Annotated in this window: 24 protein-coding genes and 2 tRNA genes; 9 read left to right on the forward strand and 17 right to left on the reverse strand. The window is 62.4% G+C overall.

Annotated features, from left to right (window positions below; all coding sequences use genetic code 11):
- Positions 1-35 precede the first annotated feature (35 nt).
- Entirely contained in the window at positions 36-242 is a 207-nt protein-coding gene (locus P6U30_RS32985; RefSeq protein WP_407166899.1) for a hypothetical protein, read from the forward strand.
- Positions 243-412: 170 nt separating this feature from the next.
- Here the strand turns inward: P6U30_RS32985 and P6U30_RS32990 are convergent, their stop codons facing one another.
- The 6 genes from P6U30_RS32990 to P6U30_RS33015 form a co-directional block, all read right to left on the reverse strand.
- Positions 413-1,084: a DsbA family protein gene (locus tag P6U30_RS32990; protein ID WP_407166900.1), complete on the reverse strand. Its 672-nt coding sequence runs from the start codon at positions 1,082-1,084 to the stop codon at positions 413-415.
- 34 nt (positions 1,085-1,118) lie between these two features.
- A complete protein-coding gene (locus P6U30_RS32995; RefSeq protein WP_407166901.1) occupies positions 1,119-1,856 on the reverse strand; it encodes a sulfite exporter TauE/SafE family protein in 738 nt (245 codons plus the stop codon).
- Positions 1,857-1,991: 135 nt separating this feature from the next.
- Positions 1,992-2,714 (reverse strand): LrgB family protein, encoded by a 723-nt coding sequence (locus P6U30_RS33000; RefSeq protein WP_407166902.1) that lies wholly within the window; start codon positions 2,712-2,714, stop codon positions 1,992-1,994.
- A complete protein-coding gene (locus P6U30_RS33005) occupies positions 2,711-3,097 on the reverse strand; it encodes a CidA/LrgA family protein (protein WP_407166903.1) in 387 nt (128 codons plus the stop codon). The genes P6U30_RS33000 and P6U30_RS33005 overlap by 4 nt, the downstream gene beginning before the upstream one ends.
- A 64-nt stretch (positions 3,098-3,161) precedes the next feature.
- Positions 3,162-3,605: a PaaI family thioesterase gene (locus P6U30_RS33010; RefSeq protein ID WP_407166904.1), complete on the reverse strand. Its 444-nt coding sequence runs from the start codon at positions 3,603-3,605 to the stop codon at positions 3,162-3,164.
- Between the two features lie 5 nt (positions 3,606-3,610).
- Entirely contained in the window at positions 3,611-4,045 is a 435-nt protein-coding gene (locus P6U30_RS33015) for an acyl-CoA thioesterase (protein ID WP_407166905.1), read from the reverse strand.
- A 99-nt stretch (positions 4,046-4,144) separates the two neighbouring features.
- Here P6U30_RS33015 and P6U30_RS33020 point away from each other — a divergent pair, with 99 nt between their 5' ends.
- Complete coding sequence (locus tag P6U30_RS33020) at positions 4,145-4,702, forward strand: TetR/AcrR family transcriptional regulator (protein ID WP_407166906.1); 558 nt, start codon at positions 4,145-4,147, stop codon at positions 4,700-4,702.
- Between the two features lie 64 nt (positions 4,703-4,766).
- Here the strand turns inward: P6U30_RS33020 and P6U30_RS33025 are convergent, their stop codons facing one another.
- Entirely contained in the window at positions 4,767-5,261 is a 495-nt protein-coding gene (locus P6U30_RS33025; protein WP_407166907.1) for a hypothetical protein, read from the reverse strand.
- 180 nt (positions 5,262-5,441) lie between these two features.
- On the opposite strand from P6U30_RS33025, the gene P6U30_RS33030 reads away from it, so the two are divergent.
- Positions 5,442-5,729, forward strand: a complete 288-nt coding sequence (locus tag P6U30_RS33030; protein ID WP_407166908.1) for a PsiF family protein — start codon at positions 5,442-5,444, stop codon at positions 5,727-5,729.
- A 268-nt stretch (positions 5,730-5,997) separates the two neighbouring features.
- Positions 5,998-7,083: an AbrB family transcriptional regulator gene (locus P6U30_RS33035; protein WP_407166909.1), complete on the forward strand. Its 1,086-nt coding sequence runs from the start codon at positions 5,998-6,000 to the stop codon at positions 7,081-7,083.
- Between the two features lie 79 nt (positions 7,084-7,162).
- On the opposite strand, the gene P6U30_RS33040 is transcribed toward P6U30_RS33035, so the two are convergent.
- Positions 7,163-7,735 carry a disulfide bond formation protein B gene (locus tag P6U30_RS33040; RefSeq protein ID WP_407166910.1) on the reverse strand — a complete coding sequence of 191 codons (573 nt, stop codon included), beginning with the start codon at positions 7,733-7,735 and terminating at the stop codon, positions 7,163-7,165.
- A gap of 155 nt (positions 7,736-7,890) precedes the next feature.
- On the opposite strand from P6U30_RS33040, the gene P6U30_RS33045 reads away from it, so the two are divergent.
- The 3 genes from P6U30_RS33045 (at position 7,891) to P6U30_RS33055 (ending at position 10,151) form a co-directional block, all read left to right on the forward strand.
- A tRNA-Leu gene (locus tag P6U30_RS33045) sits at positions 7,891-7,975 on the forward strand.
- Positions 7,976-8,197: 222 nt separating this feature from the next.
- The gene (locus tag P6U30_RS33050) at positions 8,198-9,568 is read left to right on the forward strand and encodes a tyrosine-type recombinase/integrase (protein ID WP_407166911.1); all 1,371 of its coding nucleotides are present in this window, start codon (positions 8,198-8,200) and stop codon (positions 9,566-9,568) included.
- 412 nt (positions 9,569-9,980) lie between these two features.
- On the forward strand, positions 9,981-10,151 hold the full coding sequence (locus tag P6U30_RS33055; RefSeq protein ID WP_407166912.1) for a hypothetical protein: 171 nt from the start codon (positions 9,981-9,983) through the stop codon (positions 10,149-10,151).
- 280 nt (positions 10,152-10,431) lie between these two features.
- On the opposite strand, the gene P6U30_RS33060 is transcribed toward P6U30_RS33055, so the two are convergent.
- The 5 genes from P6U30_RS33060 to P6U30_RS33080 form a co-directional block, all read right to left on the reverse strand.
- Complete coding sequence (locus tag P6U30_RS33060) at positions 10,432-12,009, reverse strand: FAD-dependent monooxygenase (protein ID WP_407166913.1); 1,578 nt, start codon at positions 12,007-12,009, stop codon at positions 10,432-10,434.
- A 161-nt stretch (positions 12,010-12,170) separates the two neighbouring features.
- Complete coding sequence (locus P6U30_RS33065; RefSeq protein ID WP_407166914.1) at positions 12,171-13,412, reverse strand: amidohydrolase family protein; 1,242 nt, start codon at positions 13,410-13,412, stop codon at positions 12,171-12,173.
- Positions 13,413-13,514: 102 nt separating this feature from the next.
- The gene (locus P6U30_RS33070) at positions 13,515-13,913 is read right to left on the reverse strand and encodes a nuclear transport factor 2 family protein (protein WP_407166915.1); all 399 of its coding nucleotides are present in this window, start codon (positions 13,911-13,913) and stop codon (positions 13,515-13,517) included.
- 146 nt (positions 13,914-14,059) lie between these two features.
- Complete coding sequence (locus P6U30_RS33075; RefSeq protein WP_407148683.1) at positions 14,060-14,665, reverse strand: protoglobin domain-containing protein; 606 nt, start codon at positions 14,663-14,665, stop codon at positions 14,060-14,062.
- Between the two features lie 600 nt (positions 14,666-15,265).
- On the reverse strand, positions 15,266-16,153 hold the full coding sequence (locus P6U30_RS33080) for a helix-turn-helix transcriptional regulator (protein ID WP_407166916.1): 888 nt from the start codon (positions 16,151-16,153) through the stop codon (positions 15,266-15,268).
- Positions 16,154-16,936: 783 nt separating this feature from the next.
- Here P6U30_RS33080 and P6U30_RS33085 point away from each other — a divergent pair.
- The gene (locus P6U30_RS33085) at positions 16,937-18,595 is read left to right on the forward strand and encodes a recombinase family protein (protein WP_407170596.1); all 1,659 of its coding nucleotides are present in this window, start codon (positions 16,937-16,939) and stop codon (positions 18,593-18,595) included.
- On the opposite strand, the gene P6U30_RS33090 is transcribed toward P6U30_RS33085, so the two are convergent.
- The 4 genes from P6U30_RS33090 to mnmA form a co-directional block, all read right to left on the reverse strand.
- Positions 18,552-18,628 (reverse strand) — tRNA-Met (locus tag P6U30_RS33090). The genes P6U30_RS33085 and P6U30_RS33090 overlap by 44 nt on opposite strands.
- Before the next feature lie 116 nt (positions 18,629-18,744).
- Entirely contained in the window at positions 18,745-19,116 is a 372-nt protein-coding gene (locus P6U30_RS33095; RefSeq protein WP_407166917.1) for a hypothetical protein, read from the reverse strand.
- A 52-nt stretch (positions 19,117-19,168) separates the two neighbouring features.
- Positions 19,169-19,804 (reverse strand): class I SAM-dependent methyltransferase, encoded by a 636-nt coding sequence (locus P6U30_RS33100; RefSeq protein ID WP_407166918.1) that lies wholly within the window; start codon positions 19,802-19,804, stop codon positions 19,169-19,171.
- Positions 19,805-19,948: 144 nt separating this feature from the next.
- Complete coding sequence (gene mnmA / locus P6U30_RS33105; RefSeq protein WP_407170597.1) at positions 19,949-21,136, reverse strand: tRNA 2-thiouridine(34) synthase MnmA; 1,188 nt, start codon at positions 21,134-21,136, stop codon at positions 19,949-19,951.
- A 356-nt stretch (positions 21,137-21,492) separates the two neighbouring features.
- On the opposite strand from mnmA, the gene P6U30_RS33110 reads away from it, so the two are divergent.
- Positions 21,493-23,079 (forward strand): flagellar hook-length control protein FliK, encoded by a 1,587-nt coding sequence (locus P6U30_RS33110; protein ID WP_407166919.1) that lies wholly within the window; start codon positions 21,493-21,495, stop codon positions 23,077-23,079.
- The last annotated feature ends 2 nt before the right edge of the window (positions 23,080-23,081 follow it).

Raw genomic sequence — 23,081 nt, forward strand, 5'->3', positions numbered from 1 at the left:
CCCGACGTTATCCGGCCAATACCGGAGGACTCGTGATGCGAATCTTTGTCGGAATGATCTTGGGCGCGCTGATCCTGATCGGCGCCGTCTACGTCTACGATTCCATGCAGACATCGCGCGTGGCGAACGGAGAGGTGGCGCAGGAGAGCCGTACTCTGGTCAATTGGGACGTCGCAGCCCAGGACTGGAACGCGTTGAAAGCGCGAGCGCATGAGGAATGGACCAAGATCGCGTCGAAGTAACGGCGCACTTGAGACCGCAGCTAAAGCGCGATGAGATGGGGGTCGAATCGTCATCGCGCTTTAGCTGCGTGTTTGAGCATGATCTTTTCTGAAAACCGCTTCGCACTTTCCCGGATCATGCGCCAACGGCCTCTTCCGAGCGGAAGCGGCCGTCACTCGTTGCGATGAGCTCAGTTCTTCTCGATCTTGCGGCCCATATTCGCCTTGCGGGCGTCGGCGATCGCCTGCTCGAACTGAGCCATGGTGAGCACGCCGGGCACGCGATACTTGCCGACGATGAAGGACGGCGTGCCGTTGAACCCGAAGGCTTCCGCCTGCTCATTGTTGCGCGCGAGCACCGCGTCGATCGCCTTCGCGTTGGTGTCGAGATCCTTCTTGAGGCGATCCATGTCGAGGCCGGCGCCCGAGAGCAATTCGCTGATGCGCGGCTCGGTGATGCGCGAGTTGACCGCCATCATCGCCTCGTGCGCGACCAGGAATTTGTTCTGGTACCGCGCCGCAAGCGCCATCCGCGCAGCGACTTTGGACACCGGCCCCAGGATCGGCCAGTCCTTCAGCACCAGGCGGACCTTGCCGTCGTCCTGCACCACCTGGCGCAGCTCCGGTTCGAGCTTGCGGCAATAGGGACAGTTGTAGTCGAACCACTCGACGATGGTGATGTCGCCATCGGGATTGCCCGCCACCGGAATATCCGGATCGCGCAGCACCTGCGCTTCGGTCAGGACCTTCTCTTCCTCGGCACGGGCAGCTCCCGCGGCCAGCAGGGCGACGCCGGCGCCGAACAGGCCGAGCGCCTCGCGGCGGGTGGGGATGATCACGGATGGTTTTGTCAAGCGGTTCATATCTGGCTTTCGCGGGGGCCCTTCGGTTCTACGCTCAGGACCCGTGGATGTTACGCACCAGCATATAGATTGCGACCACAATAATGACAGTCGCGAAGACGGTGTTGAGTGCGCCGCGGCGTTCGGACAGGTGCCGGGCGCTGCGCGTTCCCGCCAGCCCCCCGGCGACGCCACCCGCGACGAATAGCGCGGCCAGCCCCCACGACACCAGCCCGGACCACGCATAGCTCAGGGCCGTGGTCATGCCGAATGCAGTGACGGCGACCAGCGAGGAACTCACCGCGTTCATGATCGGCATGCCGGTCGCCAGCATCAATGCCGGCACGATCAGGAAGCCGCCGCCGATGCCGAAAAAGCCGGACATGGTCCCGGTCGCGAGCCCGAGGCCGACGATCGCCAGCATGTTGTCCATGCTGAACTTGACGCCGGTCAATCCGACCCGCGCCCGGGTCTTCAGCATCAGGGCAGCGATCACCAGCATCACCAGTGCGAACAGCGCGAGCAACTTCTGTCCGTCGAGCATCTTGCCGAGGATCGAGCCGCCGAACGCGCCACACATGCCGGCGAGCGCGAACACGATCGCGCAGGACCAGATCACCGTGCCGCCGCGGGCATGGTTGGAGAGATTGATTGCGGCATTGGCGGCGACCGCGATTGCGGACGTGCCGATCCCGACATGCGGCTCGGGCACGCCGACCACATAGACCATCAACGGCACCGCCAGGATCGATCCGCCGCCGCCGACCAGGCCAAGCGAGAAACCGACCAGCATGCCCGATGCCAGTCCAAGCACACTTTGCGTTGCGGAGAAGACCAAGGGGAACAGACTCGCGTTTGAGGCCGCGACCCTAGAAGGATTTGCTGCCCGATGCCATGCCCATAGCACAAAACTGCACTGCAATTGCCGTCAGTGCACCAGAAATGTCACGGCGAGCGGCACCAGCAGCGCGGTGACCAGGGCGTTCAGGCTCATCGCGATGCCGGCAAAGACACCCGCCACCTCGTCGACCTGGAAGGCGCGCGCGGTGCCGATGCCATGCGCGGCGATGCCGACCGCAAAGCCGCGGGCGCGATAGTCGGTGATGCCGGTCAGGTTCATCAGCGGCGTCACCACGATCGCCCCCATGATGCCGGTGAGGATCACCGACACCGCCGTCAGCGACGGATCGGCATGCAGGGATTCGCTGATGCCCATGGCGACGCCCGCCGTCACCGACTTCGGCGCCAGCGACAGGATGACGTCGCGCGGCAGGCCGAAGGCCTGCGCCAGCAGCACGACGGAGACGATCGCCGTGATCGAGCCGACCGCGAGCGCGACCAGCATCGGCAGGATCGCGGCGGCGACCCGACCGCGGTTCTCGTACAGCGGCACCGCAAGCGCGACGGTGGCGGGGCCGAGCAGGAAATGCACGAACTGCGCGCCGGCGAAATAGGTGGTGTAGGAGGTCTTCGTCAGCAGCAGGAAGACGCCGATGATCCACACCGAATGCAGCACCGGATTGGCGAGCGGATGGCGGCGTGTCCTGAGCGACACCGCGTCGGCCGCCGCATAGGTCAGCAAGGTCACCGTCAGCCACAGCAGCGGCGACTGCGAAAGATAGACCCAGAGCGAGAACGGATTGTCGCTCACGGTTTGCCCTCGCCGCGCGACAACAGGCTGCTGGCCGCGACGAAGGTTGCGACCGTCGCCAGCAACGTGATGATGACCGACACCGCAAGGAGCGCCAGGATCGCGACACCGCGCTCGGCGAGCAAATCCAGCTTCTGCACCACGCCGACACCGGCGGGGATGAACAAGAGCGAGAGATTGGCCAGCATCGCGCGGCTCGTGCTCTCGACACCGTCATCGCCAAGCGGCCCGCGCGCCAGCACCGGAAAACGGTCGCGCGCCAGCAACAGCAGGACAAGCAGCAGAAGGCCGACCACCGGGCCTGGCACCGGCGCGCCAAGCGCGCGCACCACGACCTCGCCGATCAGTTGGCACACAAGGATCAGGCTAAGGTTGGCGATCATGCGAGCAGCGTCCCCACGATCCGCCTATCAGGTCGCCGCAGCCGCGGCTTGTCAATGCATTACACTACTCCCTTCGCTGCAGCGCCATCAGCGTGCCGGTCATGGTCGCGACCAGCGCCTCGGCGCCGTCGTTGTGCGCATAGGCACCGGCTTCGCAGAATGTCAGGGTCCGGCCGGGCTTGACCACGCGGGCACGAAACGTGAAGCGCTCGCCTTTGGCGGGCGCCAGCAGGTTGGTCTTGAACTCCACCGTCAGGATATCGGAGCCGGCGGGCATCAGGGTGAAAGCGGCGACGCCGCACGCATTGTCGAGCGCCGCGGTGATGATGCCGGCATGAACGAAGCCGTTCTGCTGGGTGAAGTCGGGCGAATAGGGCATCGCAAGCTCGACCTCGCCGGGCTCCATGTGCACGATGGAAATACCGAGCGTCTGCATCGCGCGCTGCCGCTCGAACATGTCGGTGGCGACGGCGCGGTAGTCCGGGTTCTTCGGCTGGAACGACGGCATCACGGTCACGCAATCGTTGGTTCTGACGGCACCAGGTGCTGCATCGCGGTGTAGCGGATCGCCGGCGCGAACGGCGCCGACTTGCGCGCGGCGCGATCCATGTGCACGGCCGTGATCTCGCAGGTCGCGGCAACCTCGCCGGTTTCCGCGTTGCGCATCTCGTGCAGCAGGCGGATCGCCTTGTCGCGGAATTCCAGGAGCCGGCTCTTGACCTCAACGATGTCGCCGGCGAGCAGCTCGCGCTTGTAGGCGATGTTCTGCTGCACGGCGGCCATGCCGCGGCCGGACTCGCGCAGATAACCCGGCGTCAGGCCGAGCCGCGCGAACATGTTCCAGCTCGCCTCGTCGAACTTGCCGACATACCACATGACGTTCATGTGGCCGACGTGATCGCAATGCCAGGGATAGACCGTGCCCCGATAGGTCGCCTCGCCTTCCATCGTGCCGTCCCGTTTTTGGTTTGTGATACGGTAGCGTATCAGCGCCCGGACGGGCTAGCAATACGGTACCGTATCACAAGGCCGCGCGCGGGAGACGAGATGACTGAGGGCAAGGGCGACGTCTGGGTGGCAGCAGGTTTCGCCGAGCTCGCGCGCTCCGGGATCGACGGGGTGCGGGTCGAGGTGCTGGCGAAGACTCTCGGCGTCACCAAGGGCGGCTTCTACCGTCGCTTCAGGGATCGCGCTGCGCTGCTCGAGGCCATGCTGTCGCGCTGGCGCGACGGCCGCATCGCCACGATCGAGAAACACACCGCGCTCGACGGCGCGACCGCGCGCGAGCGGCTGAAGGCGATCATCACACTCTATTCCGGGCATATGAACACCGAGGCGATGGCGATCGAGCTTGCGATCCGGCAGTGGGCCCGCACCGACGAGGCCGCGGCGAGCGCGGTCGCCAGCGTCGACGCCGCGCGGCTGAAGAATGTCGGACAGCTCTATCGCGCGACCGGACTTCCGGCCGAGCAGGCCGACGCCAAGGCCTTCCTGTTCTACTGCTTCATCTTCGGCCAGAGCCTGCTGTTTCTCGAACGCGGCCCGCGCAGCCGGGCACAACTGCTGGCCAAATCGGCGGACAAGCTGCTCGACGACGGGCCGTGAAGCGGGAGCCACAAAAAAGCGGCCGGCGTGGCGCCGGCCGCTCAGCAATGTCGATCAGGCGAACTCAGGCCGCGCCCTTCAGGCGCTTGTTGCATTCGCTGTAATAGCCGCCGCCCTTCTGGATCCACTTCAGCCCGCCATTGCCGCCGGTCGACTTGTTGGCGTTGTACTGGTCGACGCAGGTGTGCATGCGCGCCTTGCCTTCGGACTCCTTGGAGTATTTGGGATCGACGGCGTTGGGAAATACTGCCTGGCCTGTGGGCGTTGCGGGCGCCGCGGCGGGAGCGGCTTCCCGCTTGGCTTCCTTCGGCGCGGCCGGTGCGGGTGCAGCGGCAGCCGGAGGCGGCGCGGCAGGTGCCGCGGCCGGGGTTGCGTCGGCGCCGCACTGGGTCTTGCGGAAATCATTCCATTTCTGACCGTTGAGGCTGCCGTCGGCCTTGGCGGCCTTGTACTTGGCGCTACACTCCTGCATGGTCAGGGCATGCGCTGGCGCGCTCGCCGCAAAGGCTGCGAAACCCGACACGGCAATCACGCACAACAATCTGGTCTTGATGGTCATCCCTGGTCTCCCTTGGGGGGCAATGGCATAAGACCATTATCCTAGCGCAACCGTCGCGTGCGACAACGCGCGGGCCCGCTCGGCCGCTAAAATTTTGTCTCAGCCAAAATGTCGCACGTTCATCCGCGGTTCAGCATCGCCGCGCGACCGTCCCTGCCTCCATTCCCACGAGGTGCACCCATGATGAAGATTTCCTCGCTCGCGACCGTCGCCGCCCTTGCCACTGCCCTGGCGATGGGCGGAGCCTTCGCGCAAACCCCCGCGCCGGCTCCCGGCGCCGCTCCCGCTGCCACGGCCAAGGCGCCGAAGGAAGCCAAGCCGCGCAGCGCCGCTTCGATCGAATGCTCGAAGCAGGCGGACGAGAAGGGTCTGAAGGGCAAGGAGCGCAAGAAGTTTCGTCGTGAATGCATGAAGGAAGCCGGCGGCAAGGCGGCCCCGGCAGCGGCGCCCGCTCCGGCCAAGCAGTAAATCGACAAGGTTCACGCGCCGCGGGCGCCGGCCCGGATTGAGCGGTGCGCATCGACCAAGCGGTCGCGTATCCCCGGCGATCGAATCGCCCCGGATGGCCTCCGGGGCGATTTCTTTGCGTCGGCTCTTGCGCCGTGCGCGGACCAACCGCCTGACGGAATGTCTTGTCTCCGTCACAAATCTCGCTTGTCGCAGGTCGACCGGCCGATGCATTGCTGCAACGCGCCGATGCAATTGTTCCGTTAACGCGGATTTGCCATAAGACGGCGTGACCCTGATCCGCGCATCGATAGCACCTGCCGTTCCCAGCCGCGCCAAACTGCTCAGCGCGCTCGAGACCATCGGCATCGGAAGCGCCGGCGGGTTATTGTTCTTCTGGGCTCAGTTGCCGGGCGGGCTGATCTCCGGCGCGATGACCGCAGTCGCGATCGCTGCGCTGATGGGGCGGCCGCTCGCGATGCCGCCGGTGCTGACGCAATCGGTGCTGCTGCTGCTCGGCATCTCGCTGGGCTCCCTGATGTCGCAGCAATTGCTGCAGCACATGGGCTCCTATCCGCTCACCATCGGCCTGCTGGCGCTCGCGACCTTCTGCTCGACGTTCGGCTCGAGCTACTATCTGCAGCGCGTGCACGGCTGGGACCAGACCTCGGCCTTCCTCGCCGGCAGCCCGGGCGCACTTTCGCAGATCACCATCCTCGCCGCCGAGAAAGGCGCCGACGTCGCAGGCATTGCCGTGGTGCAGACCATGCGCGTGATCATCTTGACCGCGGCGCTGCCGATCATGCTGGCGGTGAGCGGGGTGACCCATGCCGCGCAACTGCCCCTGCCGACGGGGGCCGCCTCCCCATTCGGCCTCGCGGTTCTGATCGCGGCGTCGATTGCTGTCGCGCTGTTGCTGCGCTGGGTGAAATTTCCGGCAAGCTGGATGTTCGGCGCGATGCTCGCCTCGAGCCTGCTGCACGGCGCGGGATTGGTCGACGGCGGCTTGCCGCCCTCGATCCGCAACGTCGCACTGGTCGGCATCGGCGCCGTGATCGGCACCCGCTTCGCGCGGATGAAGATCTCGACCCTGCTCAAGCACATCAATGCCGGGATCGGATCGTTCGCGATCGCGATCCTGACCTCCGCCGTATTCGTCACGGTGATCGCGTTCACCACCCATGTGCGGCTGGCGGATGTCGTGGTCGCCTTCGCGCCCGGCGCGATGGATGCGATGCTGGCGCTGGCGCTGACGCTGCACATCGACCCGATCTTCGTCGGCGCGCATCATCTGTCGCGCTTCGTGTTCGTCACCGTCTCGACGCCGGGCATCATCCATCTGTTCGGACGGCCACAGGACGATGTCGACGATTAGGTCGAGAGCGTAGAAAGCGTAGGATGGGTAGAGCGCAGCGAAACCCATCGGCACTTCGCGGGTCAGTAATCGTGGGTTGTCACGCCCTGGCGGTCCTCGCCAGGCCCCAGGCGGCGATCGCAGCCATCAGCAGCGAGATCAATACGTTGTAGCCGGCGAGCGAGATGCCGAGGAAGCGCCACTGCACTTCGTCGCAGCGCACCACCTTGACCTTGTCCAGTTGATCCAGCAGCGAGCCGGCCTTGCCGAAATCCACCATCGGACCGGTGCAATCGGTCGGCCCCTGCCAGAGCCCCCATTCGACGCCGGCGTGGTAGGCACCGAGCCCGGCATTGGCGAGCGCCGCGAGGCCGAGGAGCGCAAGTCCGCCCAGCAGCACCGGGCGCGGTGCCTTTCTCGCGGCCGCAAGCGCGACCACCGCGCCGAGCGGGACCGCGAGATAATAGGCATAGCGCTGCTCGAGACAGAGCGGACAGGGCACGATCTCCAGCACGAGCTGGAAGAACCAGGCGCCTGCCAGGGTCGCCAAAGCGATCACTGCGATCGCAGCCGATGCCGTCAGCGCGGGATTGCCGGCTGCGCCAGCATGCGAAGGATGGGCGGTGGCGAGCGTCACGGCGGGTCTCCTGCGAGCATCATCCGGTTGGGCCATCGGCCTCCTCCATGCTCAAGGCGGGTCGTATCTCGCGAAAATACCGCTGTCGAGGCGCGGGACAATCACATCCGCGCGGGTTGACCGTGACGGGCCGCCCGCTATAGTCCGCCGCGCTTCGCGACCCGGGGCCCCCAACGGCCCTGGTCACGAATGCCCCTGTGGCGGAACTGGTAGACGCGCTCGACTCAAAATCGAGTTCCGCAAGGAGTGCTGGTTCGATTCCGGCCAGGGGCACCAACTAGCCTGTTCAGCCCCGTTCCAAATCGTCCGCAACCGTTCGCGCAGTGCTCGGAAGCCCTTGAAAAATAGGCACTTCCGCGTACAGTCTGGTTCGTCACTGTTTGTTCTCCTCCGATCCCAGCCGCCCGATTTGCTGGTATTTTTGCTGGTATCGTGCTGGTATCGGGAGAACAAACGTTCACGGCGACTTTCGCTTTTCCGAATGAAGGAATTGAGCATATGGCCGGCAAGAACGACGGCGCATGCGCCAATCCCAAGCAGATCAGGACCGACGTCGACTGCCGCGCCGCTCGACCGAAATTTGACAATGGCGCGTGGAGTCCCGCCAAGATTTCCGACGTGACCGGCGGCTGGCTCTATCTCTTCGTCACGCCGGACGTGAGCAGGCCCGGCAACGCTGCCTCCAAGCTCTGGCGGATGAGTTACCGTTTCCACGGCCGCCAGAAAACCTACTCCATCGGACCTTACGGCAACGGCAAGGATGGCACGTTCTCGCTCGCCGACGCGCGGCGCGAGCGTGACAAGGCCAAAGACCTGCTGAAGGACGGCAAGGACCCGAGCACCGAGAAGCAGCTCGATAAGCACAGGCAGGCGGCTGCCCGGCCCTTCGGGCAATGGGCCGACGAGTGGCTCGCGAAGAAGAAGGTGGAGAAAGTCAAACGCGGCAGGATCGTCGCGGTGCGCGATCCCAAGACCATCGAGGTGCTTGAACTCCGCGTCCGCTACGTCAAGAAGCGCTTCGGCAAGCTGTGCCGGCAGGACATCAAGCGTCCAGACGTGCTCGCTTTCATGCGTTCATACGAAGCCGAGGGGAAACTGGAAACCCGCGACCGCGTGCGCAGCATCGGTGAGCAAATCTGCGACTATGCCGATGTCGAAGGTGACGGCTACAATCCATTCCGCAACCTGCGTGGGCAGATGATTGCCAACATTTCGACGCCGCGTCCCGGCGTCACCGAACCACGGGACGTGACGCGCGTCTTCAAGCTCATCAGCGCACCGTGGACGAAAGCGAGGTTTGGTGACGTTGTTGGCCTTGCCTTGCGCTTCGATGCGCTGACCATTCCCCGCCCCGGCATGGTCAATGAAATGGAGTGGAGCGAGGTCGATTGGGATGCCAAACGCTGGACTATTCCAGCCACCAAAATGAAGACCGGCTGGGACCATGTGGTGCCTTTGTCACGGCAGGCACTTGCAATCCTGCGTAGCGTTCAGAAGCTGACCGGCCATCGCCGGTACGCGTTTTCGTGCTCGAAGGACGCGCCGCTATCGAACAACACGCTCAACAAGCGCCTGCGGCTGCTGGGCATTGACACCAAGACTGATCATTGCGCCCATGGATTCCGGACCACGTTCTCGACACTGTCTCACCACGAAGAGATCAAGGACGCCAAGGTATGGGATGGCGATGTTGTCGAGCTGCAGCTTGCGCATCTCGATAAATCGACCGTGGAAGGCCTCTACAAGAAGCACGGGCCGCTCGCGCTGATCGGCTCGCGCACCAAGCTGATGCAGCATTGGGCTGATCGGATCGACCACTGGCTCGATCCCAAGAAGGTGATGCCGGTCAAGGGAGGCGCGCAGGCTTGAGTCACCTAAAGCGACCTTCTGGATCGCCTGCGCCGGCATCGCAAGAATCGGTGGTTGCAGGACGCGCAAGACTCGCTTCTTGAGATGGCGGGACCATCGTACAGATCAACGGCAAACGATCCTTGCACAAAGGGTCTTCCGAGAGCCCGTCGACAAACCCAAACTCGTATATGCAAAAGTAGCGAAGAAGCGTGCCTCAATTCCGCGACGATAAGCACGAAGATAGAAGAGGCCGCCTATCATGGCGGCCTTAGATTGCCATAGGACTTTGCATCAACGCTCGTTGGAGTTCCTCAAGTGAGGCTTTGATTAGTTTGCAACGGGTTACGTGCAACTTCCAGAGGGTCGATTATGAATCAGCGGCCGACAGGTACGCCGCCTTCTGTTCGCGATGTGTCCATGACGCCGAACTGTGAAGGCGACCATCCCTAAGCACAACTACGTCAAGGAGAAGCTCGCTGTTCAGAAAATTGCCGGCCGCATGGCCTCGACCTCTAACCAGGTACTACGCTTGGTCGATCTTTCTATGCTCACGATCAGCTTGGAATCTTGGGCGGGTAAGGAAGCGTTTTTGAAAGCGTAGAGGTACTGGCGATTCTGGATTTGTACCCAGGGCGACGCAGGTGCAAGGGCTAGTTCATGCAATTCGTTGGAGCCTCCAAATCAAAACCCATAATCCGATTTGAGTCTCTGTCTGTTGGAAAGCCCGTGGCCTCATGCGTGTGCATGTCGAGGCTGTAGGTGCAGCCATTGTTGAGAGGCTGGTGCTCTGATCAGGTGAAAGAGACTGCGCGCCAATCCGCAAGCTTGGACACAGGTCTCCGCGGTAAACCTGCATCGCAGTGTACGCAGCTTTGACAGCATCAAGCCTTGACTTGATGACGTTTCTCGGTTTCCCGTCGGACCGGGAAATCTCGGCCCGTCAAGCGAGAGAAATAGGGAGCCAAGCGAGTTCCAGCGTCGCTTAGGCTGCACCGCAAGCCGACGTATCCGTCCGGCCTGATCAGATGCACGGCCGACCTACCGAATGGATGGCCTGTCTGAACTGCCCACACGACCCGTACCCAAGCCGGAATCCCTGTCTTAAGGACATGCTCGGCGTCTCCGAGATCATCGCCCGTGCTGCTGATCAACAGCGTTGTGTCACCTTGCCTTAAAAGATTATAAAGCCTGCCGCTTTGGCCGTCATCTGAGACCTCGATGTCAGGCGCCCGGTCGCCAGCCGGAATGTCGGAGCCGGGCGTGTAGTGGTCTTCGCAAATCGAGCTGTGCCGATATCCGATCGCGAGCTCCGATACGGCTTCCCCTACCCTTTGGCGGAGGCGTCCGAAACTCGACACGATGGGGACCAGGTGGTCGCGGAGATATCGTGCAACCGGGTTCTTGAGGGTTACAAATCGCGTAAGTCGATCCGAATTACGGATCACCATCTCATCTATCGGCAGACGCTCGGATTGATAGCTATCGAGCAGGGTCGGGTCCGCCATATCGCGAACGACGAATGCGAGCTTCCAAGCTAGATTGAATGCGTCCTGAATGCCGGTATTCATCCCCTGCCCGCCCGCGGGACTGTGAATGTGTGCGGCGTCGCCGGCCAGGAAGACGCGGCCCTTGCGGAGTTCTTGGACCTTCCGGTGGTGCAGGCGGAATTTAGAGAGCCAGCGAGGAGAGTGGAGCTTCATTCCACTGGGCCCTCTTTCGTCGATCAAGGCCTGGCACTCCGCCAGACTCGGTTCGTCGCCCCAGGTCTTGGGCGGATTGTCCGCCACAACTCGGTACCGCCCATCCTTCAGTGGGAAAAACGCGAGCGGCCCCTTCGCCGCCGTGAAGACGTGGAATGCAGAGGTGTCGAGGTCCCCGTCGACATGAACGTCGGCCAGCATGAACTCATCTTCGTAGCTCGCGCCCTCAAATGAGAATCCCAGCAAATGCCTCACCAAACTGTGCGCCCCATCGCACCCGATGACCCATTCGAACTCAGCATCCTCGAACGTACCGTCGACCCTGCGTAATCCGACCCGTACCGCTGAACGGTCCTGAACGCAGCCGATGAGTTCGGTCCCCCGCTCGACTTTTACTCCGTACCGGCTCAGACGGCTCTCGAATATCTCTTCAGTCTCGTTCTGCGGAAGTAACAGCATGAATGGATATGTCGTTTGCAGATGATCGAAATCGACCTGCGCAATCATGTCGCCAGCTTCGTCGAAGATCCTGCCCTGCCGGGCGGGATGGCCCTGCTTCAGGAATCGATCCACGTCCATATCCGCGATCTGCAGGATTTCCAGTGTTCGCGCCTGAACAGCGATCGCGCGAGACTTCTTCGAAATGGCGTGTTCCTTTTCAACGATTCGACATTGAATGCCGTATCGCGCGAGCTCGCAGGCCGCCACCAATCCCGTTGGACCCGCACCAACGATCAGTACTTGTTGGGTAAAGGCCATGTCTTTCCTCGTTCCTTGCGTTGCGCATTAGCATACAGGAGGAGAGGCATTCGGCATGCCATCGTCCGGCTGCCAGTGCTAAGCCGATCTCCGCATACCTCGCGTTCGAGCGCAGATGAACGAAGCGAAGATTGACGATTGGCGCCTCAACTCCCGCCTAGTCATCGCGCCAATTCATTCTTGACAATGATTCCATCCTTCATGATGAGCTTGAGGTTGCGCGACGGATCTAGAAGAACCCGGAGATCCAAAAGAGGGTTACCGTCGACGATCAGTAAGTCGGCATAGGCGTCGGGTGCAATAACGCCGAGTTTTCCTTTCTGAAGTAGAAGCTCGGCGTTAGTTGTGGTCGCAGACTTGAGAATCTCTTGAGGAGAATCGAATTCCAGCCGCACTTCGAGCTCTCTGAGCTGAGATTTTTGCGCTTCCGGCCCCCACAGATCGGTACCGAGCGCGATGGGAACCCCGCGCTGCTTGGCCCACGAATAGACTTGCTTGCCTCGGTCGATCGTGCGCTTGAGGTTGGCAACAATTTCGCGAGATAGTCCCATCTCATCTGCAGTTTCGACGCGCTGGACGAGCGAGATAAAGGTTGGATCGAAGAAAGCTTCAGCATCACGCATCTTGGCTACGGTTGATTCTTCCATGAAGTTTCCGTGCTCGATCGAACGGACACCGGAGCGCAGGCAGCGTTGCGCTCCTTCGTCGGTATAGACATGGGCCATGACGTACGTACCGCGCGCGGCTGCCTCTTCGACGACGGCCAGCAATTCTGCTTCAGAAAATTCATAGCGCGTGGCCGTTCCTTCGGCCGGAAACACGACGCCCCCGGAAACAAAAACCTTTATCTGCGTCGCACCTTTGCGCAATTCTTCGCGGGCAGCCTGCCGAACCGCATCGACGCCGTCTGTGATCATAGACATGACGGACATTGGAGTAACGTGACCGCATGGATCGGTTACTTCGGTGGGCGTTCGGAAGTCGGCTCCGCCGCCCGTCTGCGTGAGTGCCTTTCCCGAATAAAAAAGCCGGGGGCCAAGGATCTTACCCTCCTTTAGCAAGCGGGCGATGCCATAGTCCGCGCCGCCCGCCTCTCTTATCGTCGTAAATCCATCCTTTAGGCTGCTGTGCAGATAGCTCGCGGCAGCCATAGCGATCTCCGATCCTGGATAAGTCAGGTTCTTCGGGCTGAGGGAAAGCCCTGTGACGTGAGCATGTGCGTCGATGAGGCCGGGCATAAGAGTCATACCCGCAACATCGATGATGGTCATATCGGGCCGGTCGACCGATTCATCCGTCACCGCTTCGATCCGGTTGTCGCTTACCAATACGTTCAGGTTTGGTCGCAGATGCGGTTCACCATCGAGCAGGACGCTTGCGTTCTTGAACAGAATAGACGGCATCGTCTCTCACTCCGCGCTTTCTCCCTCTATCGACCCCGTCGCTTCTGGACGCTTCGTGCCCCCTGAGCACGAAGTAAATATGTAGCGGGCGGTGTCTTGTCTCTAGTCATTCTCGCCGCGATGGAATTCGTTGCGCTGGAGCACGCGGAATCCGTACCATCCCCAGTACACGCAATGGCGTTGAATCAGGCCGTCGTCGTTGAGATCCATCGCCTCGACAAAGTCCATCTGCTCGCCTTTGCCCGCATCGCGCGGGTATTCCCAGATCAACCGCTTGCCATCGGTAAAGTAACCGGTCCGATAATACTGCCGCACTGGCGGCTTTCGGATCGCTAGGATGTCAAAGAGCGGCCGAATCTCTTTGTGACCGTGCAGGTAGCCGCGATCGATGCCCAGAAGGTGTGGCACGAGCGGACTCTCGAACCAGGCATCCTCGGCATAAAGCGCGAGCAGCGCGTCCGCGTCGTTGTGCGACAGCGCATCGTTCCAGGCAAAATACATTCGCTCGATCGGCGTCGAACCGGCTGTGATCAGGTTCTTTGGCAGCGTCCTTTCGTCCATTGCGTCACTCCATCCAGCTAGTTTCCTGTTTGCTCCCACGCCCTTCGTTCGCTTTCGAATTAGTGCTTCGACGTGTTTGGGCGCGATCAGAAGTCACCTTCCCGGATATAAGGTTGCACCCACAATGTGGCCTGCAGGATCATCGACTTCCACCAAGCGTCGTACATTCGGTTGACGATGTCCGGCGGATGGCCGTTCCTGGCCAGGAATGGTCGCATCGGCACGACGATCGTCGAGCAGAATGCGAGGAGATCCCGGGCGCGGATATGGCCCAGCGTGTGGCCGTGGTCAGTCTTGTTCTTCTTGGATCGATGATGGCGCAGCCCGATTTCGTATTGATAATCGAGCCACGCCTGATCGTATTTGGCGCGAGCCGTGTCGATCACCCACTGACCGAACCGCTTTGCCACTGCCTTTGCGTACTCGCTATCTACTTCGTGCGTCTTGGGATCTTCGTCGTAAGCGCGAAGATGGGGGTGATCGAAGATGACACCGCGCCATACCTTAAGCAGGTCCTCGACCTGATCCGCGAGTACGTCTTCCGACATGCGCAGATAAACGACGTCCTCCTCTGAGAAGAGCGCTGATTTTTTCAGCTCTTCCCACTCCTCGATGGTGATTGGCGATTTGGCAACCTTGTTGGTACCGAAATCATATCCTGGAATCTTCTGTTGTTTGCCGGCGGCGTCCATTACTTGTCCTCCTGTCGTTCAACGGAACGGGTGCAATCGCTCGGCCCCACCGGGTCGCGACAACACAGAAGCGCACCCGCGCCGCATAAGTCTTGGCGGCAGTGGCTCGAACCGTTTACGTGAGCCGAACGCCGACAACTGGAGATCGTTGCATAGTGCAGACTATCAAAGTGAGACGCGTGATCTCCAAATGGTGCAGGTCCCTTATCAGAATGGCCGGCAGCTGAGCCTCACCGCTGCTAGAACGGCACACGTCGGGAGGACGTCTTTCGCTCCTCCATGTGTCAGCCGCGATCGAGCGCGCTATACGGATGCGCCGGACTGGGGTCCGATAGGCCTCCATGCGCGGCGTTATCGAATGCGTCTTCGTTCAGCAAGGCGCAACTCCAGCGATTGCCGGCCAGTCGATCCGATCATTGAGTAGTCGAGAGGATTTGTCGCCGCTATCGAGAAATGGGACGCACTATCGGTAAATAGGCCTCAGCTGTTTTGCCGTCCCTTTCTTTCGGAATGCTTCGGAAAGTGAAGCTGGCGCTCCGGTGTACGAGAGGCTTCCGGTTTCGTGCGCGCGAGTTGGATACGCACGTCGCCCGGGAGTTATCAGAGTCGTGACCGATTGCGATACTCTGACGGCGTGCAACCTGTCGCTCTGCGGAAGGTCGAACCGAAATGTGCATGGCTCGAAAAGCCGACATCGAGCGCTATTTCGACGACCGACTTTTCGGTCGCAGCCAGCAATTTCTTCGAGCGCTCGATTCTGCGGGCAAGAAGATATCGATACGGCGGAACTCCCACCGATTTTCTGAAGGCACGACAGAGGTAGTGCGGCGTCATGCCTACGATTGCGGAGACCTCTTCCAAACCGACATCGTGCACGATGTTCTCTTCGATGAAATCGAGCACTCGCTTCAATTTCCAGTCCGGTAGCGCGAGCTGCTTCGATTCTCGTCCCGATCCAGCATATCGCGCCACCAGATGTGTCGCGATATGTCTGCCGGCTGCTCCGATCAGAAGCCGGGAAAGATTGGAACCCTCTGCACATTCGGCGACCAGTTCGGCTACGGTGTGTCGTATCAAATTGTCCTCCGCCACAAGCGGGGTCTTGAAGCACAACCGTTGTCTCGGAACACCGATCTCAGACGCGATCTCCTCTACCAATGCTCGCCTCACGAACAGCAACGTAACGGCAATATCGCAATCCCATGTCCACCTTTGCGAGGTGTATGCAGGACTCACCGAAATCTTGCCGATCGGCCTTAGCTGACGTTCCCGCTTGCCTTCGATCACTCTCTCGAGCCTCGGGGTGCCGCTGTCTTGAACCGCGACACGGAGGAGGTCGAGAGGCTCGTGCTGCCAGCCGCCCGGCTCCAGATTGTACCGTTGCAACCGAATTCCATCATGCGAGACATTAAGCGTGAGCGATTGCCCAGCCTTTCGGGCGGCCAGTTCGGATCCGGAAAAGACGGAATCCACTGGAAAGGCAACCATCTGATCGCGCCTCCGACGACCTGCCCGCGCTTCGTTCGATTATGATGCTCGATCAATCTTTCGGCGAAGCGGTCGTTTCTAACTATCTTCGGATTTTGCGTGCGGCTCGTTTTGGAACTCCAACCTCCGTGCCACATTGAGGAAGATTGCGCTCTGGAGCCGCGACATAAGCATCCATTGCAAACCGTCGTCGACGTCGGACAGTCTCGCTCGCCACGGCATTGATTTCATTCTGGATCAGATTGTTCCGCCTGCACTCATGCTCGCCTGTGAGCGCCGTGGCGGAGCTTTCCGGCGCCGCGGCATCATGGGAAAACGACGATTGGGCCCTGATCGGCATCTACGCGTATCTGCAGCGCCAGGGTGAGGTGGCCGGGTGCGCCAAAACACGAGGCGCTCGAACAGAAACTGACTTCGCGAGCCGGTTACTTGGCCGAGGCGCTCTCTCCGAGCGCGTGCGTGGCTGCTCGTTACGGCTTCGCAACAGCGAAGTCTTTGGCGGCCGCAACCGTTCCAATCTCACTTTTTCTTCGCCGCGGCAGCCGAATGCTCGACGAGCTGATTGCTGCCGTTCCGCTTAGGTGCCGCCCGAGCATGATGGTAGGGGTGATCACCACCGCGGGACTTTGTCTATGGCAGGCGCGTGCACCTCGTTGAGTTGCGCGATGAATTAGAGATTGATCTTGAGGAACGCGCATCGCAAATTGTCCTTGCGGACAAGTCCAGACAAGGCAATCCTACGCCTCGCGCGCGTACTTGCTCGTCTAGCCGCGAGGGAAGATCATGAAAGAGAGCTCGCCAGCCGAAGCGACGAGGAAAAGAGCGACGATCTACGCTCGATTCTCAACCGATCTTCAGAATGAGCGATCAATTGAAGATCAGCTTTCACTCTGTAGAAGTTATGCCGAGCGCGAAGGCTTAACCGTTATCAGCACGTATGAAGATCGGGCTCGTTCAGGCGGCTCGGTCATGGGACGCGAAGGTCTTCTGCGGATGTTGGACCGCGCCCGGGAACGATCCTTTGACGTGGTGGTCGTCGAGGCACTCGATCGCCTCTCTCGCGATATGGAAGATCTCGCAGGCATCCATAAGCGACTGTCTTTTCTCGGAATCGAGATCCGTGCGGTTCATGAAGGCGTCGTCAACACCGTGCTGGTCGGCCTTCGCGGCCTAGTCGGGCAACTCTATCGTGAGGACAATGCTCATAAGGTGCGTCGTGGCCAAGCAGGGCGGGTCAAGCTAGGTCTGGCAGGAGGCGGCCTGACTTACGGATACACCGCAGTCGCCGGAAAAAACGGCGAACGGATCATCGTCGAGGACGAAGCCCAAGTGATCCGCCGCATCTTTCGGGAATACGTGGACGGTCGAACGCCTCGCGACATAGCGCACGATCTCAACAAGGAGAGGATATCACCTCCGCGAGGCCGCGCATGGAACGCCTCGACAATCAATGGCAATCTTGAGAGGGGTTCCGGCATTCTACAGAACGAGCTTTATGTGGGGCGCCTCGTCTGGAACAAAGTCAGGATGGTGAAGGATCCCGACTCGGGAAAGCGCCTGTCACGACCAAATCCTAAGAGCGAATGGCAGGTGGCTGAAGTGCCGCATCTGGCAATCATTAGTCCGGAGCTGTTCAAAGCTGCTCAGCAACGGAAGGAAGAGCGCGGTCGCGCCCACCCAAGCTATCAGCGTCGACCTCGTCGGATGCTTTCTGGCCTGCTCCGCTGCGGTTCATGCGGCTCGGGCATGGCAACCAACGGGCGGGATAAATCGGGGCGCGTTCGCATTCGCTGCTCCGCGGCGACGGAGAGCGGCACGTGTCCCGACGCTAAGACCTTCTATTTGGACGCCGTCGAGAGCGCAGTCCTCAGCGGGCTAAAGGCGGAGTTGCGCGCGCCCAAGGTTATTTCGGAGTACGTACGCACGTATCTCGACGAGCGGAAGCGCCTCGCGGCTACAGCAAACGCAAACCGGCACCGCCTAGAGCAGCAGCTTGGTCAACTAAACCGGGAGATCGAGAGGCTGGTAGATTCGATCGCAAAAGGACATGGTGATCCATCAATTCTAGGGCCGCGATCGACGGCCCTGGATGCTGAGCGAAGGCGGATACGTGAGGAGTTGCGGAATGAACCGGCCGACCCGAAGGAAGTCGCGCTGCATCCGGCCATTCTCAAACGGTATGAGGAGCAGCTCGGTAAGCTTGAAGAAGCTCTTGGGAAAGGTGTCAGTGGAGGCGACGGAGAAGCCGCAGAAGCCATCAGAGACCTAGTCGAGACAGTCACTGTGTTCCGGGATCCAGCACGTACCGGTGGTGTAGCGGTAGAAATAGCGGGCCGGCTAAATGCCCTACTCGGGGAAGAGGCCTATCCGAACCGCGTAAAAGGAGTGTGGGGAAAGGTGGTAGCGGGGGAGGGACTCGAACCCCCGACCCCAGGATTATGATTCCCGTGCTCTAACCAGCTGAGCTACCCCGCCACGGCATCGCGATCGGCGGCATGAGTGCCGCGGGCGCGAACGCGCGGCATATAAAGAGCGGGGAGCGCGCCTGTCAAGCAAACCCGGCCTCTCCTGCAACTTATTGGAGACAGGCTTTATTTCGGCCGGACCGACTGGTCGCCGCCGGGGCTGCCGGGCGGCGGAATCACCGGGGTATTGCCGCCATCCGGGGCCGGCGCGCGCATTTCGGGATCGACACCGGACGGAGGACACAGCACGCCATCGGATTTGGAGAGCTTGTCACCCAACGGCTCGCTGCTCTGGCCGGTCGTGGTTCCCTCCGACGCGTTCGGGTTCGGGTTCGGATGACCTGGCTGCTGGGTCGGCGCGCAATTCGCCGTGCGCGGAGGCGCAGGCGGCGCGGTCTGCGCCTGGGGGGTGGCCGGCGCGGGCGGCGCCTGTGCCGCGGCCACGACAGGCAGCGCCATCAGCAGACATGACAACGCGAGTGTTTGATTGATCCGCATGTAAGCCAACGACGCGGGCGCACCGATGTTCCTGGTCAGAATCGTCGCAACCTCACGATTTTCGAAAGCGGATCAACGAGAAATGCCCCAGCGGCGGCATCGGTCGCCGTTCTGCAAGGCTCACGCCGCCATGCTTGGCGGCCCAATTGGTCAGCCGTTCCCACGGGAATTCCGGACGCCAGCCGAGCCGCCGTGCCAGCGGCGCGAAGGCGAGCTCGAAGATCCGGCGCGGCCCGCTTTCGGCCCCGATGTGATTGACCAGGATCAGCTCGCCGCCCGACTTCAGGACGCGAATGAAATCGTCCAGCGTCGCTTCCGGATCGGGCACCGCTGTGATGACATATTGCGCCACCACCGCGTCAAAAAATGCGTCGGGAAAAGCGAGGTTCTTGGCGTCCATCACCGCCAGCATCTCGACATTGCTGAGGCCCAGCGCACGCACGCGCTTAAGCGCCCGCCGCAGCATCGGCTCGGAAATATCGACCCCGCACAGCTTCGTCGTGCGCGAATATTCCGACAGCGACAGTCCGGTGCCGACGCCGACATCGAGCACGCGTCCGCCGATCCGGTCGGCCTCCGCAATCGTCGACTGGCGACCGTGGTCGAACACCTTGCCGAACACGAGATCGTAGATCGGCGCCCAGCGGCCATACGCCTTTTCGACCCCGTCGCGGTCGATGTCCCCCATTACCTGCCCCAAATCACGCGATCATGATGCGACGGCTAGACGTCGCATCATGATCGCAGCCCCTTGTTTGAACCTGAGCTCCGCACAAGCGTATTCCGCGTTTGTCACGAGGGAAAACCGGTTGCCAGCTCTACGGATCATGCGCTAGCCGCGGACCGCCTCTGCGAGCGGCGCCATCGCATCCCGCGTCGCCACGCGGCTTGCGCTCGCGCTCTTGATGAAGCCGCCGCCGAGCACGCGGGGCTGCCCCGCGGGCGCGTCGTAGAACACGCAGGCCTGGCCGGGCGACACGCCCTCCTCGCCCGCGACAAGCTCGACCTCGTAGCCGCCATCGACGGCCCGCAGCCATGCCGGCTGCGGCGCGCGGGTCGAGCGGACCCGGACATACATCTCGATGCCGTCGCCGATCACGCGATCGAGCGCGCCGTCGCCGATCCAGTTGACGTCGCGCAGCGCGATCCGGTCCATCCGCAGCGCCTCGCGCGGCCCGACCACCACGCGGCGGGTCGCGGCATCGAGCTTGACCACATAGAGCGGGCTGCCCGATGCGATGCCGAGACCCTTGCGCTGACCGACGGTGAAATGAACGATGCCCTGGTGCTGGCCGATGACGTTGCCGTTGAGATCGACGATGTCGCCGGGCGCGATCGCGTTCGGCTTCAGGCGACCGATGATGTCGGTGTAGCGGCCGGTCGGCACGAAGCAGATGTCCTGGCTGTCCTGCTTGTCGGCAACCTCGAGACCGAAACGCCGCGCCAGTTCGCGGGTCTGCGGCTTGGTCATGTCGCCAAGCGGGAAGCGCAGGAAGTCGAGCTGCTCACGCGTGGTCGCGAACAGGAAATAGCTCTGGTCGCGATCGGCGTCCGCCGCGCACACCAGCGAACGCGATCCGTCGGCGAGCCTGCGCGAGGCGACATAGTGGCCGGTGGCGAGCGCCTGCGCGCCGAGCTCGCGCGCGGTTGCCAATAGGTCGCGGAACTTGACCGAGCGGTTGCATTCGATGCACGGCACCGGCGTCTCGCCGAGCGCGTAGCTGTCGGCGAAATTGTCGATCACGGATTCCTTGAAGCGGCTCTCATAATCGAGCACGTAATGCGGGATGCCGATCCGCTCGGCGACATTGCGCGCGTCGTGGATGTCACGGCCCGCGCAGCAGGCACCCTTGCGATGGGTTGCAGCGCCGTGGTCGTAGAGCTGCAACGTAATCCCCACCACGTCGTATCCCTGCGACTTCAACAGTGCAGCCGTCACCGAGGAGTCGACGCCGCCAGACATGGCGACCACGATCCGTGTGTCCTCAGGGCGACCTTCGAGATCCAGGGTGTTGAGCATCGTCAAGGGGTCATCGATCATGTCGCGGCGCGCCTTCCGGGCTCCGCGACGGGATTAAAAAGCCTGTGTCCAGAGAGCCTTAGAACGCGTCCAAGGCCTGATCGGTCAGTTCGGGACGCGTTGGAGACCCTCTCTAATATAGGCCGTATTCCGGGGAGGCAATCAGGGGAAGTGACGGGTTGCCGCGCGCGGAGGGCAAATCTTGCCGCCGGGCAAAAAGGAGGCCCCGCCGGGACCCGGTTCCGGCCTCCGTCACCCCGAGTTAACTGACTGAAATACCTTGAATTTCCGTGAGGCCCCCGGCTGGCCCGGTCCTTGCTGACAAAACGCCGGAAGTCTCTTTGCGAGGGTCGGCGGTGGTCAGCGTCAAGTCGGAAGCATTGGCAAGCCTGTCTTTCCAGGGCGCGGCGCCTCGCCCGGGGCGTCCGGACCTGGCCCAGCAGGCGGACGGTGGCAGCTTTGCCGCGCTGGTCGACAGCAACACGCCGACCAGCAACGACGACCGCGCCTACGACGGGCCGGCCACGCAGCCCCCGCCCCCACGGCGCTCCGAGGATTCGCCGTCGCCGGCGGACGCGCGCGCCCGCGATACCACCACGGCCCCCGACCGGCCGTCGCCAGACGATAGCAAGGCTGCCGGCAGCAGCGACGCGCCGCGCAAGAGCAAGTCGAAATCGAAGTCGGACGACTCCGGCTCGACCGCGAAAACCCAATCCACCGACAACAAGCCGGCGGACGCCCAGCCCGACGCTCAGCCGACTCCATCCGACAATGCGGCGGCGGCCAACGCAACCAATGTCGTCGCCACGGTCGTTCCGGTTGCCGCTGCCCCGATCGATCCAAACGCCGCAGCCACAACCACCGCGTCCACCAAGCCCGCGGCCCCGCTGGCGATCGCGGCCGCGGCGATCGCTGCGAGTTCGGCGATCGCCGGCACCGGCGCTCCCAACGGCACCGACACCGCAACCGCGGCAACCACCACCGCCAACGCCGGCAATATCGCCAAGGCGGCGGGCGTGAAGACCGAGGCGCAGGTCGCGGCCAGCGCCGATGCGACGACGACGGCCCAGGACGCTGCGACAGCGAGCGTCAGCCCAACGCTCACCGCAACGATCGCGGCCACGACACCCGCCGTGAAGGCGGCGACGCAGCAAGTCACCACACCAGCGGCCGTGAAGGATGCGGCCGCCACCGCGCCTGCCGATCAGGACGGCACCGCCGCATCCAATAATGCCGCTGCGGCGACGCCGACGACTATCGTTCCCCAGGTGACCCAGCCCGCTGCCGTCGCCGGCAAGGCGAAGGCCGCGGACGGCGCTGTGGATGCCATCAAGGCGGACACCGACGGCAACGCCGCGCCGGCGCCTGCTGCCAACGTCCACACGCCGGCACAGACATTACTCAATACGCCCGACGCCGGCACGCAGGCCGCGAATGCGCTTCCGCCGCAACTGACGACGACATCGACGACGCAGGTCACGGCACCGCAACTCACCGCGGCGACCGCGGCGCAGAATGCCGCCGTGCCGCTGAGCGGGCTTGCGGTGCAGATCGCCGCCTCCGCCAGGAGCGGCAAGAGCCGGTTCGAAATCCGGCTCGATCCAGCCGAGCTTGGCCGCATCGACGTCCGCATCGATGTCGATCGCAACGGCCAGGTCACCTCGCATCTCACCGTCGAACGGCCGGAGACGCTGTCGATGCTGCGCCAGGATGCCAACCAGTTACAGCGTGCGCTCGACAATGCCGGCCTGTCGACCGGCAACGGCGGATTGCAGTTCAGCCTGCGCGACCAGTCGCAGTCGGGCCAAAACAACAACGGCCAGCCCAATCCGAACGCCCATCGCCTGATCGTCAGCGAGGACGAGAGCGTCCCCGCAGCCAACGCCAGCCGCTCCTACGGGCGCCCATCCGGCGCGCTCGGCGGCGTCGATATCCGAGTGTAGGG

Source organism: Bradyrhizobium sp. ORS 111 (genome assembly GCF_045571485.1).
In the GTDB taxonomy this organism is placed as follows: Bacteria; Pseudomonadota; Alphaproteobacteria; order Rhizobiales; family Xanthobacteraceae; genus Bradyrhizobium.